13 protein-coding genes are annotated in these 14,354 nt (G+C 40.6%); 3 read left to right on the top strand and 10 right to left on the bottom strand.

Annotation, left to right across the window (positions count from 1 at the left end; all coding sequences use genetic code 11):
* Nucleotides 1-9: 9 nt before the first annotated feature.
* The 9 genes from FNN09_RS02505 to argR all read right to left on the bottom strand — a co-directional run bounded on the left by FNN09_RS02505 (nucleotide 10) and on the right by argR (nucleotide 8,501).
* Nucleotides 10-1,254 (bottom strand): glutamate-5-semialdehyde dehydrogenase, encoded by a 1,245-nt coding sequence (locus FNN09_RS02505; RefSeq protein WP_143299896.1) that lies wholly within the window; start codon nucleotides 1,252-1,254, stop codon nucleotides 10-12.
* Nucleotides 1,255-1,266: 12 nt separating this feature from the next.
* Nucleotides 1,267-2,355, bottom strand: a complete 1,089-nt coding sequence (gene proB, locus FNN09_RS02500) for a glutamate 5-kinase (protein WP_143299895.1) — start codon at nucleotides 2,353-2,355, stop codon at nucleotides 1,267-1,269.
* A 5-nt stretch (nucleotides 2,356-2,360) separates the two neighbouring features.
* A complete protein-coding gene (gene proC / locus FNN09_RS02495) occupies nucleotides 2,361-3,161 on the bottom strand; it encodes a pyrroline-5-carboxylate reductase (protein WP_143299894.1) in 801 nt (266 codons plus the stop codon).
* Between the two features lie 98 nt (nucleotides 3,162-3,259).
* Nucleotides 3,260-3,850 carry an NUMOD4 domain-containing protein gene (locus FNN09_RS02490; protein ID WP_143299893.1) on the bottom strand — a complete coding sequence of 197 codons (591 nt, stop codon included), beginning with the start codon at nucleotides 3,848-3,850 and terminating at the stop codon, nucleotides 3,260-3,262.
* Between the two features lie 11 nt (nucleotides 3,851-3,861).
* Complete coding sequence (locus FNN09_RS02485) at nucleotides 3,862-4,992, bottom strand: aspartate aminotransferase family protein (protein ID WP_143299892.1); 1,131 nt, start codon at nucleotides 4,990-4,992, stop codon at nucleotides 3,862-3,864.
* 164 nt (nucleotides 4,993-5,156) lie between these two features.
* Nucleotides 5,157-6,119 carry an N-acetyl-gamma-glutamyl-phosphate reductase gene (argC, locus tag FNN09_RS02480; protein WP_143299891.1) on the bottom strand — a complete coding sequence of 321 codons (963 nt, stop codon included), beginning with the start codon at nucleotides 6,117-6,119 and terminating at the stop codon, nucleotides 5,157-5,159.
* On the bottom strand, nucleotides 6,112-7,329 hold the full coding sequence (locus tag FNN09_RS02475) for an argininosuccinate synthase (protein WP_143299989.1): 1,218 nt from the start codon (nucleotides 7,327-7,329) through the stop codon (nucleotides 6,112-6,114). The genes argC and FNN09_RS02475 overlap by 8 nt, the downstream gene beginning before the upstream one ends.
* 23 nt (nucleotides 7,330-7,352) lie before the next feature.
* Nucleotides 7,353-8,003, bottom strand: a complete 651-nt coding sequence (locus FNN09_RS02470; RefSeq protein WP_143299890.1) for a GNAT family N-acetyltransferase — start codon at nucleotides 8,001-8,003, stop codon at nucleotides 7,353-7,355.
* 18 nt (nucleotides 8,004-8,021) lie between these two features.
* Entirely contained in the window at nucleotides 8,022-8,501 is a 480-nt protein-coding gene (gene argR, locus FNN09_RS02465) for an arginine repressor (RefSeq protein ID WP_143299889.1), read from the bottom strand.
* A 479-nt stretch (nucleotides 8,502-8,980) separates the two neighbouring features.
* Between argR and carB the strand changes: the two genes are divergently transcribed.
* On the top strand, nucleotides 8,981-12,196 hold the full coding sequence (carB, locus tag FNN09_RS02460) for a carbamoyl-phosphate synthase (glutamine-hydrolyzing) large subunit (RefSeq protein WP_143299888.1): 3,216 nt from the start codon (nucleotides 8,981-8,983) through the stop codon (nucleotides 12,194-12,196).
* Nucleotides 12,197-12,416: 220 nt separating this feature from the next.
* Here carB and purE read toward each other — a convergent pair whose 3' ends face one another.
* Complete coding sequence (gene purE / locus FNN09_RS02455) at nucleotides 12,417-12,923, bottom strand: 5-(carboxyamino)imidazole ribonucleotide mutase (RefSeq protein WP_143299887.1); 507 nt, start codon at nucleotides 12,921-12,923, stop codon at nucleotides 12,417-12,419.
* Nucleotides 12,924-13,162: 239 nt separating this feature from the next.
* On the opposite strand from purE, the gene hpt reads away from it, so the two are divergent.
* A complete protein-coding gene (gene hpt, locus FNN09_RS02450; protein WP_143299886.1) occupies nucleotides 13,163-13,699 on the top strand; it encodes a hypoxanthine phosphoribosyltransferase in 537 nt (178 codons plus the stop codon).
* A 35-nt stretch (nucleotides 13,700-13,734) separates the two neighbouring features.
* Entirely contained in the window at nucleotides 13,735-14,307 is a 573-nt protein-coding gene (locus tag FNN09_RS02445) for an adenylate kinase (RefSeq protein ID WP_143299885.1), read from the top strand.
* Nucleotides 14,308-14,354: the final 47 nt, after the last annotated feature.

Here is a 14,354-nt window from a genome sequence, read left to right as displayed (position 1 = left end):
TACCCTTTATTATGATCTCACCTGACCATTTCCTTTCACTATCCACTTATAAGATGTTAGCTCACGTAGCCCCATTGGCCCACGAGCATGAAGCTTTTGTGTACTAATTCCGATTTCAGCACCCAAACCAAATTGAGCACCATCGGTAAAGGCAGTGCTGGCATTAACATACACTGCCGCCGCATCCACCTCATTTAAGTAGCGCTCTATCACATCCTCATCTTCAGCAATAATAGCCTCACTATGTTTCGAACTAAAACGATAAATATGATCAAGTGCCGCATCCATATTAGCAACTGTTTTAATCGATAATTTAAGGGACAAAAATTCGGTTCCAAAGTCAGCGTCAGAAGCCAAATGCAATAAGTTATCAGGGTATAAACCTTTTAATTGCTGATAAGCCAAGTCATCGGCAAACACCTCTACTCCCTCTTTTGCCATTGGATGAATCAATACGGGCAAATCACCTAATCGCACTTGATCCAGAACTAAACAATCCAAGGCATTACAAACACTCACTCGTCGGGTTTTAGCATTTAAAATAATCAACTGTCCCAAATCCAAATCACCTGATTGATGGAAGTAGGTATGCACAATACCAGCTCCTGTTTCTATCACAGGAATTTTAGCGTTACTCCTCACAGCATCAATCAAACCCTGCGAACCACGCGGTATTAACACATCAACGTACCCCACAGCATTCATTAACTCTTCTGAAGCCTTTCGGTCGGGTGGTAACAATTGAATAATTTCAGGGTCGACTCCATGATTAGTTAGGACCTGTCGGATAATATCCACCAATATAACATTGGAATTCTCAGCATCGGCACCGCCTTTTAAAACACATACATTACCCGATCGCAAACAAAGTGCAAACACATCAATTGTTACATTCGGTCTCGCTTCGTAAATGACACCAACAACACCTAAAGCAACTCTTTTCTTCTCCAGACTCAATCCATTCGCAAGTATCTTACTCTCCAACAACTCCCCCACAGGGCAAGGCAGCTGAGCAACACTTTCAACATCTGATGCAATGGATGCTATCCGTTCTTCCGATAATTTCAAACGATCAAAGCGCGGGTTATTCGGGTCCATACGATCCAAATCATCTTTATTAGCAGTCATAATAATTGCCTGAGACGACCTCAGTTTCTTACTGATGTCCATTAGAATTTCAGTCGTTTTATCCGCACTCAAGCGCGTCATCAAACGTGAAGAATTCTTTACCTTTTCGAAATAAGATTGATACATGGATTGACTGTTTTAACTTAAAAATTCAGGGAAAACATATAAATAATCGTAATGCACCAGGGGTTTATACTTTTCATCGTGCCAATGCTTTTCAGCCTTACTTTTACCGTAAGAAGCCCGACCAATACCAATCACCTGCTCTTGCTCGTTCATTATTTTTATGAGATCACCCTTTTCAAAATCACTCTCTATTTTTACCACGCCCGCCAATAACAAACTTACGGCCTTAGTTGAACAAAGTGCAGAAAAAGCTCCTGCATTGATCACTATTTCGGCCTTTGCAAACCCCTCGGAGTAGGCGATCCACTGCTTAACTGCCGGATACCCTTGCCCGGCAACAAAATGAGTATGGTTTACCGTTTTGGAATCATTCATCAGTCGAATAAGCACCCCATCCACCTGGCCATTCGCCACATGAACATGCACACCCGACATGGCTGATTTTTGTGCTACTCGGCACTTGGTAAGCATGCCTCCCCGTCCAAAATCAGACTTGGAAGTAGTAATGTATTGCTCTAATCCTTTCTCTTCTGCTTCAATAAATGGGATTACCTCTGCTCCCGCCTCCTGTGGATGACCATTATAAATACCATCAACATTGGATAGGATAATGAGCCCTTTACAACCCATCATCGAAGACATCATGCCACTTAGCTCATCGTTATCGGTAAACATGAGGGCCGTTACCGATACCGCATCATTTTCGTTAACTATTGGTAAAACATTTTGATCCCATAAGGCACTCACACAATTTTTCATATTTAAATAGTGCTCGCGCGAACTAAAATCCTGTTTTGTAACTAAGACCTGAGCTATTTGCATATCGTGCAAATCAAATAGCTGGGCATATAAATTCATTAACTTAACTTGCCCTACCGACGAAAGCAGCTGTCTTTGCGAAACCCGATCTGTTTTCTTATCAACAGTAACAGAGTCGCGTGCAGCAGCAACCGCACCTGATGAAACCAAAATGATTTTGATTCCCTGCTGATGCAATCGGGCAATTTGCGTTACCAACTCATTGATTCGGCTTTTATTAAGACCGCCATTGGGACTAACCAACACGTTGGAGCCAATTTTTATACAGACCTTATCGTACATACTAACTATTTACCGTTTTCAATTTTATTGAACGAAGTTAGCAGGCCCTTTATCAAGGAAGAACTAAAGCCTTGATGCTCCATTTCATTAAGGCCAGATATGGTAACTCCGCGAGGCGTTGTTACCTTATCAATTTCATCTTCAGGATGGGTTTCCTTTTGAATCAATAAATCGGCAGCGCCTTTTACGGTTTGAGCCGCAATTTGCAAAGCAAGTTTAGAGCCAAAACCAATTTCTATACCTCCCTGTGTAGCTGCACGAATAAAACGCATGGCGTAGGCAATACCACATGCCGCCAATACGGTTGAAGCGGCCATTAATTCTTCTGGAATGATAATAGCCTGCCCCATGGATGTGAACAGTTTTAAGATATCCTCTTCTTGTTCCTGCGAAGCATTTAGTGAGGAGATACAGGTCATTGACTCACCAATTTCAACTGCCGTATTGGGCATAGCCCTAAAGATAGACAAGGAATGCTGACAGGCTTTTTGTATTTGCTCAGAAGAGACACCTGTGGCTAATGAGACCATGATGGTATCAGCCGATAGAACAGGTGCTATTTCATTGAGGATATCGTCTAATTGATAAGGCTTAACGCCCAACATGATAATGTTAGCATCTTTAGCTGCCTCAATATTATCATTGCTTACCAGTACACCTTGCTGAGCAAATTCACTCAGCAATTTTGTACGTCGTCTGGTAATATAAATTTCTGATGGCTTAAATAACTCCTGCGACAATAAACCTCTGGCAATTGCCGTACCTAAATTACCGCCACCAATAATGGCTATTTTTTTAACTTTCATGCGACTATTTTTGGGATTGCACTTGCGTCAACCTATAAGAAAAAACAAATTTAGACTTATAAATTTACACAAAAACAGCCAAAAATACGACAGAAAGCCTACTTACCCTCTTCTGTCGGTAGCTCTACCTCAACATGCGCCCAATTTTCCCCCGATTTAATTCGATAAAGTTGCATTTCGCTAATACCAAATTCACGTGCTATTAACTTCAGCCTTGTTTTACGATTCGGGTCATTGATTTTCATCTTTAAACGCATTACCTGAGTGGCAGATAACTTATGACCTTGTTGTGTTTTTCGTCCCTTTTGTTTTTCCCGAGCCTCCAATACAGATGGATTATTTTGCTGATGTGCAAACATCTCATCCTTATCGGCCCATTGCAAATTTTCGATGTAATTATTGGACTTATTGTAGTCGACGTGGATGACATATTGCTGTTCCTCCGAAGTCTTTTGTAAAAAAAGCTCGGCCACTAACTTATGTACGTAAAGTGTTTTTGATTTTCCAAACGGTCTTAAGGGTAATGTAGGATATCCCCTTAATTTGCCCCCTCTAATATAATCACCATCTTCAATCTTGTCGATGAAACTGATTATTCTTCCATAGTTTGAAATAGCATAACGCTTTTTTAATGCGCCTTTTTCAAACTCAACTTCTTTCCACTCTTCGTTCCAGTACGATTTAACCATTTTATCAAGTATTATCCACTATCAAAACTAGCCTCTAAACTATCTGAAAAACAGTCTATATGGCTCTTTTTGAGAGTCATTGGAGGTAATAACCTCATTGTATATGTGCCGGAAACACCTGTAAAAGTATAATTTTTCGTTAATAACTTCGTCCTTATTGGTGCAATTTTTTCAAAAAAATCTATGGCCAACATCAACCCAACACCCCTTACCTCCTTAATTTCCTTGAAGTTAGATAGTGTTTTTAAAAAGTATTTTCCACTTTTATTGACCTTATCAATTAAGCTTTCGGCCTCCATTATTTCCAACACAGCCAAAGAAGCAGCACATGCCAGGTAACTCCCGCCAAAGGTTGATCCCAACATCCCCTTCTCTGCTTTAATTTGTGGCGATATTAAAACTCCACCAACCGGAAAGCCATTACCCATGCCTTTGGCCATGGTTACCATATCGGGTTGAATGTTGGCATATTGAAAAGCAAAGAAGCGCCCACTACGACCGTAGCCTGATTGTATTTCATCTAAAATCAAAAGGGTACCATGTTTTTTACACACACCCTGTAGTTCCTCCAAAAAATCGGGCGATGGAATATGAATACCTCCTATACCTTGAATACCTTCAATAATAACAGCTGCAACATCATTGTTCTTCAAAGCCTTTTCGAGGGCCACAATATCACACCATGGCACTATCTCCACTTCGTGAGCAGCATTAAAAGGAGCAATTATTTTTGCATTATCCGTTATTGCCACAGCGCCAGACGTACGGCCATGAAACCCTCTTTCAAAAGCCACTATTTTCTTTCGACCAGTATGAAATGAAGCTACCTTCAGAGCATTTTCATTCGCCTCGGCTCCCGAATTGCATAAGAATAACTGATAGTCGTCCATACCACTTAAAGCACCCAATTTTTTCACCAACTCTTGCTGCATAGGGTTTTGTACAGAGTTACTATAGAAGCCTATCTTATTTAATTGCGAACTTATACGATCGACATAATGAGGATGACTATGCCCAACCGAAATAACGGCATGCCCACCATACAGATCCAGGTATTTATTACCCTTATCGTCCCAAACGTGGCAATCCTGCGCCTTAACCGGTGTAATATCAAAAAGAGAATATACGTCAAATAACTCCATAGTTATTGCCTCCAGTAATTGATAATTATAAAATGAAAATATTTTTTAGGATGAAGCCCCCGGGAAAAATCCCGGGCGCTCAAAGCAGTTGGTCTTCATACAAAGAAGAATGAACACCTAAAATTTAAACCAAATCACCTGTCGCCATCGATTCTTTAACCGACTTAAAATGCCACAGGCTTTAAGCGAAGACCTTCTGCTTCATCCAAACCAAATAAAAGATTCATATTTTGCACAGCCTGACCAGATGCTCCCTTAAGGAGATTATCAATCACACTGACTATATGCATTTTAGATCCATGTTTAGCAACACATACCAATGCTTTATTGGTATTAACTACCTGCTTCACATCTGGATTTTTATCCACCACAAAAACAAATGCATGCTCTTTATAATATTCATTAAAGAGCTCCTTTGCCTCCCCTTCTGACAGGCTACTTTCAAAGTAAAGCGATGCCAAAATTCCTCTCGGATAATTCCCTCGCATGGGAACAAAGTTGACATCCTCCGAAAAATTGGGCTGCAACTGCACTAAGGACTCACCAATCTCTCCCAAATGCTGATGCTCAAAGGATTTATAAACCGAGGCGTTATTATTTCGCCAACTAAAATGAGTAGTTGAAGAGCAAGCCTGCCCCGCACCCGTTGAGCCCGTTACTGCATGAATATGCACCTCACTTAAAGCCTTGGCTGAAGCCATTGGCAGCAAAGCCAATTGAATAGCGGTTGCAAAACATCCAGGATTAGCTATTTTATCAGCACTTTTAATTTCTTCGCGATTGAGTTCTGGTAAACCATATACAAAACCATCGGCTGACTTTTTCAATCGGTAATCGTGACTCAGGTCAATGATTTTACCCTTGTAATCACTCGGCAATTGCTCCACAAAACTTCGCGATCGACCATGCCCCATGCACAAAAACAGCACATCAACAGTATAATCTACTTCCACGTTAAAAATCAGATCCGTCTCCCCAACTAAATCAGTATGCACATCAGCCACCGATTTACCAACTTGACTGTTGCTTTGTACAAAAGCAATTTCAGCTTGCGAATGATTTAAAAGAATACGAATTAGTTCACCTGCTGTATAGCCAGCAGCACCTACAACACCAACTTTAATCATCGCTATCTTTTAGATCTAACTGCCCTTTATTAACGGCATTAAATATTTTCATTGGTGTTGCCATTATGGTTGTAAATCCTTCCACATCACTAGCAGTCCAGGCCTTATTCATCTCACCATACTCACCAAAAGCACTACTCATTAAATCATGGTCCGATTCAATGCCCACCACATCAAAACGATAAGGTTTAAGCGTGAGAATAACTTTACCCGTTACATTGCATTGCGAACTCTCCAGGAACTTTTCAATATCACGCATAACAGGCTCCAGGTACTGCGACTCGTGCAAGAACATACCATACCAATTCGCCAACTGCTCTTTCCAGTGCATTTGCCATTTGGTTAATACATGCTTCTCTAACACACGGTGTGCATTAATGATTAACAATGGTGCGGCAGCCTCAAAGCCGACACGTCCTTTTATACCAATAATGGTATCGCCAACATGCATATCACGACCGATGGCATATGCAGCACCAAGCCCTTCAATTACTTTAATAGCCTCAATTGGATCGGCATACTTTTCCCCATTAACAGTTGATAGCTCACCTTTTTCAAAGCCCAACTCCAAGGTTTCCTCTCCCTCTTTCTGCAATTGACTTGGATAAGCCGATTCGGGCAAGGTTAGATTCGATGTCAAGGTTTCTTTACCTCCAACGCTCGTTCCCCATAACCCTTTATTAATAGAGTACTCCATTTTGCTCCAGTCGCGCACAACACCACGTTCTTTCAGGTAATCGATTTCAGCCTCACGCGATAATTTCAAATCACGAATAGGTGCAATCACCTGTATTTCGGGTGCTAATACCTGAAACGTTAAGTCAAAACGAATTTGATCGTTACCCGCACCGGTACTTCCATGAGCAATATATTTAGCACCAATAGAACGCGCATATTCAACGATGGCCAATGCTTGAAATATTCTTTCGGAACTTACTGAAAGTGGGTAAGTATTATTTTTAAGTACATTACCATATATCATATAACGGATACAGCGTCGGTAATAGCGTGCAGTAACATCAAGCGTTGCGTGCTTAGCAACACCTAACTCATAAGCTTTTGTTTCAATATCGTTTAGCTCATCGCCACTAAACCCACCAGTATTGGCTATGGCTGAATAAATCTCCAGATCCTTTTCCTCAGCCAAATACTTCACACAAAACGAAGTATCTAATCCACCGCTGTACGCTAAAACTACCTTTTCCTTCATCATTATATATTTATCTATACTACTTAAAACAGGGCCGTTATTGCCTTTAAAGTTCGTCCGATTTTACTATCCTTTTTACTGACTGCTTTTTTGATACGGGACAAAACATTGCTTGACTTTTTATTGTTAATGGAATGATTCTGGCGCGCAGGATCGAACAACATACCAGTACACAAACAGTGTTTGCGCTCTGTTCGCACCAAAATATCGTAGTTGACACAACTCTGACAGCCTTTCCAAAACTGTTCATCATTTGTTAATTCAGAAAATGTAACAGGCCGATACCCCAGATCTGAATTAATTTTCATCACCGCTAAACCGGTGGTTAAGCCAAAAATTTTCGCATTAGGAAAACGCTCCCTTGACAACTCAAAAGCCTTTGTTTTAATTAATTTCGCCAAACCATGTCCGCGAAACTGATCAACCACAATTAAACCCGAGTTAGCTACAAATTTGTCGTGACCCCAGGTTTCGATGTAACAGAAACCCGCAAACACCTCTCCCTGTAAAGCCAAAACAGCCTTACCCTCTTCTATTTTCTTTTGAAGATACTCAGGACTTCGCTTAGCAATACCAGTCCCTCTCACCTTAGCCGCATCGGCTATTGCATTAAGAACCACATCTACATACGGCAGATGCTCTTTTGTTGCGACAAATATGTTGAACTCATTCATTTAATTACAGCCTAAAATTTATAACGTCTTTTCCTTTAAGCCAGGCATAAACAGCGATAGAGCATTGATCACATCCGATTTCGAAACTCCCTCACGACTGATGAGTAATATCGTATCATCGCCCGCAATAGTTCCGAGTATCTCATAAGGGCCATGGCTATCTATTACAGAAGCAATACCATTGGCAAACCCCGGTCTCGTTTTCATAATGGCCAAATGACCGGAAAACTCAATAGACTCAACTCCACTAACCGGAAACTCTTCCTGCTTAATTGGCTCATCCTGGTTTTGTGCTGTATCGGGAACAACATACTTATATCCCGTTTCAGCATCTGGCACTTTTGCCACTTTCAAATATTTTAAATCACGCGACAGTGTTGCCTGCGTAATTTTATACCCTTCTACTTCCAACAAAACAACCAGCTCTTCCTGCGAACTTACTTTTCGCGAACTGATGATTTGTTTAATGGCGATTAAACGTTGTGCTTTAATTTTCATTTGGTTCTTCTTCTTTTGTGAATGCATATTTATACATTCGCTTTGCAAATTTATTCAATAATTATTAATTTCAAAGTTGTTTTTTGTAAAAAATATGTATTTTTGCATGACAATATTTTAAAAAACGCATAAAACAGCAGTTAACGAGTGACTAACTTTGGTCTGTACATAAACTTCTCTGACTACGCTTCACAAGGGCTATTACCCTCTATTCCCATTCTATTTTTTACCGATAAACCAGGCACATATGCAGCAATGCATATACAGCATTATCATGCATAAAAATGAGAATATTTTAGGATACAGGAGCTAATATTTGTCAGTTTAGCAGAAATAAATGCATAATTATAAAACAAAAAAGACCAAATAGCACAAACTAAATACAGCTCATTATTTGATAATAGGTATTTATGTATCGAACTTACTGAGGGAAACAACAGAAGTTATATATAGAAGAAACGATAATAATATATACAAAGATGAAGAAGAACGTCAAAAAGGTTGTAGTTCTGGGGTCGGGAGCCCTTAAAATTGGAGAAGCAGGTGAGTTTGATTATTCAGGATCGCAAGCACTCAAAGCTCTTAAGGAGGAAGGAATTGAGACAGTACTAATCAATCCGAACATTGCCACTGTTCAAACATCAGAAGGCATTGCCGACAAGATTTACTATCTGCCGGTAACACCTTACTTTGTAGAAGAGGTACTTAAGAAAGAAAGCCCCGAAGGTATTCTTTTGGCATTTGGTGGCCAAACGGCTCTTAACTGCGGTACGGCTTTATACCAAGCAGGAACTTTAGAAAAGTACAATGTTGAAGTATTAGGAACACCAGTTCAAGCCATCATCAACACCGAAGATCGTGAGATTTTTGCCAATCAGCTTCGAAAAATTGACGTTAAAACACCAGTCAGCATTGCAGTAACATCAGTAGAAGGTGCTGTTGAGGCCTCTAAAAAAATTGGCTTTCCAATCATTGTTCGTGCCGCCTACACACTTGGAGGAATGGGTTCAGGCTTTTGCCACTCTACAGAAGAGTTGATTGAGCGAGCTGAAAATGCCTTTTCCTATTCCAATCAAATTTTGGTTGAAGAATCGTTAAAAGGATGGAAAGAGGTTGAGTACGAAGTGGTACGCGATGCTTATAACAACTGTATCACCGTTTGTAACATGGAAAACTTCGACCCGCTAGGTATTCATACCGGTGAGTCAATCGTAGTAGCTCCATCGCAAACACTATCTAATGCCGAATATCATAAACTGCGCGAATTAGCCATTAAAATTATTCGCGACATCGGTATTGTGGGTGAGTGTAACGTACAATACGCCTTAGATCCTTACTCAGAAGATTACCGTGTGATTGAGGTGAATGCTCGTCTGTCACGTTCTTCGGCATTAGCATCAAAAGCAACCGGTTATCCACTCGCTTTTATCGCTGCAAAATTAGGTCTTGGCTACAGTCTTCACGAACTGAAAAACTCTGTTACCAAAACAACCACTGCCTTTTTTGAGCCAGCATTGGATTACATTGTTTGTAAAATACCGCGTTGGGATTTAGGCAAGTTTACCGGTGTATCAAAAGAGATCGGCTCTAGCATGAAGTCTGTTGGTGAAATTATGTCCATCGGGCGTAATTTTGAAGAAGCCATACAAAAGGGCTTACGAATGGTAGGACAAGGCATGCATGGCTTTGTAGGCAACCAACCATTTGCCAAAGATGTGAAAAAGGAGCTGGAAGAACCTACCGACCAACGCGTATTTGCCATTGCTCAGGCATTGGAAGAGGGTGCTACGGTGGATGAGATTCATGAAATGACTCGCATTGATAAGTGGTTTCTTGAAAAACTAAAGAACATATCGGACCATGCCAATTTACTTGGTAAGCACGATGGATTAGATAAACTACCCGAAGACGCACTTCTGGATGCCAAGAAAATGGGATTCTCCGATTTTCAGGTGGCACGTTTAGTTATGAAGTCGACCAACATGGAAGAAGGTCTATTGGCTGTGCGCGACTTCCGTAAGGCCAATAATATTCTTCCGGTAGTGAAGCAGATTGATACCATGGCAGGAGAATTTCCGGCACAAATCAATTACCTGTACCTGACCTATAGCGGTGCCACACACGACATCGATTATACTCAAGATGGCAAATCAGTTATTGTATTAGGTTCAGGAGCCTACCGTATTGGTTCATCAGTTGAGTTTGACTGGTGTAGTGTAAATGCACTCAACACCATTAATGCTACCAAGGATTATCGTTCGGTAATGATCAACTATAACCCCGAAACGGTAAGCACCGATTACGACATGTGTGATCGCTTGTACTTTGATGAGCTAACACAAGAACGTGTTCTCGACATCATCGACCTGGAAACACCTAAAGGTGTGATTGTTTCGGTTGGTGGTCAGATTCCGAATAACCTGGCCATGAAGCTACACCGTCAGGAAGTACCAATACTAGGTACTTCGCCTGAAGACATTGACCGTGCTGAGAACCGTCAGAAATTCTCAAGCCTGTTAGATGATTTGGAAGTTGACCAGCCTCGTTGGAGTGAGTTAACCTCCATTGACGACATCTTTACCTTTGTTGATGAAGTAGGTTTCCCCGTATTAGTTCGCCCATCGTACGTATTATCAGGTGCTGCCATGAATGTGGTATCGAACAAAGACGAGCTGGAGCACTTCTTAACACTGGCTGCTAACGTATCGAAAGAATTCCCTGTTGTTGTATCGGAGTTTATTGAACAAGCCAAGGAAATTGAAGTGGATGCTGTTGCCAATAATGGTGAGGTTGTTGGCTATGCTATTAGTGAGCACGTTGAGTTTGCCGGCGTACACTCAGGCGATGCCACCATCGTATTCCCTCCACAAAAACTATATGTAGAGACCATTCGTCGTGTGAAACGCATCGCTCGCGAAATTGCTAAAGGATTGAACATCACCGGTCCGTTTAACATGCAGCTGCTGGCCAAGGACAACGATATAAAAGTGATTGAGTGTAACCTGCGTGCTTCGCGTAGTTTCCCATTCGTATCGAAAGTACTGAAGGTAAACTTAATTGACCTGGCCACCCGTGCCATGCTTGGTTTGCCAGTTGAAAAACTGACCAAGAGCTCGTTTGAATTAGACTACGTAGGTATTAAAGCTCCTCAGTTCTCATTTGCTCGTTTAGCCAAGGCCGATCCTGTATTGGGTGTTGACATGTCGTCAACTGGTGAGGTAGGTTGTATTGGCGATAACTATTACGACGCCATCCTGCAATCGATGTTGGCAGTGGGTTACAAAATACCTGAGAAGAACATTTTGATATCATCAGGGCCTGCACGTTCGAAACTGGAATTACTGCAAAGTGCTCGCATGCTTAAGGAGCGTGGCTACAACTTATTTGCAACAGGTGGAACACATAAATTCTTTGCAGAAAACAATGTGGAAACAACTTTGCTGCACTGGCCAAGTGAAAACAAGTCGCCAAACACAGTGGAATACATCCGCGATAAGAAAATTGACTTTGTGATTAACATTCCAAAGAACCTGAGCAAGGATGAGTTGAAGAATGGTTACTCGATTCGTCGTGACGCCATTGACTTTAACATTCCGTTGATTACCAACGCTCGCCTGGCAAGTGCCTTTATTTATGCTTTCTGTAAAATTGGAATCGACCAAATAAGCATTAAGCATTGGGATGAGTATAAGTAGATGAATAGACTGTTAGATAATAGACTTTAGATTTAAGCCCTACATCTTTGGATGTGGGGCTTTTTTTATTCATAATGAAACACGGAGGCACAGAGCAGGTTTTCTTACTATTAAGGATGCAATCTTGAAACCGATCAAATTAATAACTATCGCATCTTATAACAAAAAAAAAGGCTGCCTTAACAAAAAGACAGCCTCCTAATTTTTCTTTTATCAGAAATTAGTTCGTTTTGTACTCGTACGTCACTTCTTTTAAAGCCTCATTGGCTTTTACAATCTTCTCTTTTAGGCTTTCTTTAAAGTCAGCCAACTTAGCCGATGTTTCAGCATCGCCAGTTGCAATCATCTGAGCTGCTAATATACCCGCGTTCTGAGCTCCGTCGATACCAACTGTTGCTACAGGAATTCCAGGAGGCATCTGTACGATTGCCAATAGTGCATCCAATCCGTCAAGACTTGCTTTAATAGGCACACCAATAACTGGTATTTTCACCATTGAAGCAATTACACCTGGTAAGTGAGCTGCCATACCTGCCGCAGCAATAATTACCTTAACACCTCTATCTTCAGCACTCTTAGCAAATGCCTCAACTTGCTCTGGCGTTCTGTGAGCAGATAGCGCATTAATTTCGAATGGAATTTTAAGATCATTTAAAAAATCAGCCGCCTTCTTCATCACCGGAAGATCGGACGTGCTCCCCATAATAATACTAACTTTTGGTTGCATAATTACCTATTTATTTATTGTTAAAAATTCTCTTAAAGAACCTTTCGTTAATTTTTTCCCGCTACAAAAATAGTTAAGAAAGCAATATAATCATGGCGTTATCTTTATTTTTTATACTTTTGCACCTTAAAATCCAGACTTTTATTTAATTACCGATTGAATTACTTATGTAATTGTCTTAATTTCAGATAGTCGCATTAGTATTGGTATTTTTTAATTCATCGCAAAAAAAAGAAGCCATGAACCGAGTGAAGATATTAGATAGAGAATTTGATTTATCTATACCAGAAGAGAAGTTATTAAAAGCAGTTGATCAGGTGGCTGAACGCATCAACAAAGATTTAGACGGGAAAAACCCGTTAATGATATGTGTTCTGAATGGTTCATTTATGTTTGCTTCTGATTTAATGAAGCGCCTAACCATTGCGTGCGAAATCAGCTTTGTTAAGCTTTCGTCCTATTCAGGAACAGGCTCAACAGGTACGGTAAAAGAAATTATTGGATTAAATCAAGATATTAAAGATCGCACGGTTGTTTTGCTTGAAGACATTGTTGACACAGGCTTAACCATTATCAATACGGTAGAACAAGTAAAACAAATGGGACCTGCTGATGTTAGAGTAGCAACCATGTTGTTTAAACCAGATGCTTGCAAACGCGATGTTAAGCTTGATTATGTGGGCATGGACATTCCAAACGATTTTATTGTAGGGTATGGACTTGACTACGACGGATACGGAAGGAATCTGAAAGATATATATACAGTAGTAGAGTAGAACATCTATTTATTTATTTTTAAGGAGTAACGAACATGCTCAATGTTGTCATCTTTGGCGCACCCGGCTCAGGCAAGGGTACGCAAAGCAAATTAATTGCAGAGAAATTTAACTTAGCACACGTTTCTACAGGGGAGTTATGTAGAAAAGCTATTCATAATAACACGCACGAAGGTGTGATTGCTAAAAGTTACATCGACAAAGGCGAACTAGTGCCTGATGAAACAATTATCGATATGCTGGATTCTTTTCTTGAAAAGCTCCCGATCGATCAAGGCATTATCTTCGATGGTTTTCCACGCACTGTGGCTCAAGCCGAAGCTCTTATTGAAATAATGAAAGAGCATGGTACAAGGGTTTCTGTTTTATTGAACCTAGAAGTACAACGCGAAGAGTTGTTAAGTCGCTTGCTTAAACGTGCTGAAACAGAAGATCGTTCAGACGATAACATGGAAACCATTAACAAGCGCTTGGAGGTTTACGAAGAGCAAACACTTCCTGTAATTGAATTCTACAGAAAGAAGCGTTTATACAAGCCTATCAAAGGCGTTGGTAACATCGATGATATCTTCGGGCGCATTTCTGAAGTATTAAATAAGCTGAAGTAGTTTAATTTAACGATATTTGAGCCACGGTAAGCTTTTTTACCGTGGCT

It is taken from the genome of Carboxylicivirga sp. M1479, assembly GCF_007097485.1.
Classification (GTDB): Bacteria; Bacteroidota; Bacteroidia; order Bacteroidales; family Marinilabiliaceae; genus Carboxylicivirga.
This window is presented reverse-complemented; position numbering and strand designations above follow the sequence as displayed.

Bases quoted from the DNA above. Each gene is read 5' to 3' on its own strand.
- FNN09_RS02505 (WP_143299896.1), bottom strand. From the start codon at position 1,254: ATGTATCAATCTTATTTCGAAAAGGTAAAGAATTCTTCACGTTTGATG.
- proB (WP_143299895.1), bottom strand. From the start codon at position 2,355: ATGTACGATAAGGTCTGTATAAAAATTGGCTCCAACGTGTTGGTTAGT.
- proC (WP_143299894.1), bottom strand. From the start codon at position 3,161: ATGAAAGTTAAAAAAATAGCCATTATTGGTGGCGGTAATTTAGGTACG.
- FNN09_RS02490 (WP_143299893.1), bottom strand. From the start codon at position 3,850: ATGGTTAAATCGTACTGGAACGAAGAGTGGAAAGAAGTTGAGTTTGAA.
- FNN09_RS02485 (WP_143299892.1), bottom strand. From the start codon at position 4,992: ATGGAGTTATTTGACGTATATTCTCTTTTTGATATTACACCGGTTAAG.
- argC (WP_143299891.1), bottom strand. From the start codon at position 6,119: ATGATTAAAGTTGGTGTTGTAGGTGCTGCTGGCTATACAGCAGGTGAA.
- FNN09_RS02475 (WP_143299989.1), bottom strand. From the start codon at position 7,329: ATGAAGGAAAAGGTAGTTTTAGCGTACAGCGGTGGATTAGATACTTCG.
- FNN09_RS02470 (WP_143299890.1), bottom strand. From the start codon at position 8,003: ATGAATGAGTTCAACATATTTGTCGCAACAAAAGAGCATCTGCCGTAT.
- argR (WP_143299889.1), bottom strand. From the start codon at position 8,501: ATGAAAATTAAAGCACAACGTTTAATCGCCATTAAACAAATCATCAGT.
- carB (WP_143299888.1), top strand. From the start codon at position 8,981: ATGAAGAAGAACGTCAAAAAGGTTGTAGTTCTGGGGTCGGGAGCCCTT.
- purE (WP_143299887.1), bottom strand. From the start codon at position 12,923: ATGCAACCAAAAGTTAGTATTATTATGGGGAGCACGTCCGATCTTCCG.
- hpt (WP_143299886.1), top strand. From the start codon at position 13,163: ATGAACCGAGTGAAGATATTAGATAGAGAATTTGATTTATCTATACCA.
- FNN09_RS02445 (WP_143299885.1), top strand. From the start codon at position 13,735: ATGCTCAATGTTGTCATCTTTGGCGCACCCGGCTCAGGCAAGGGTACG.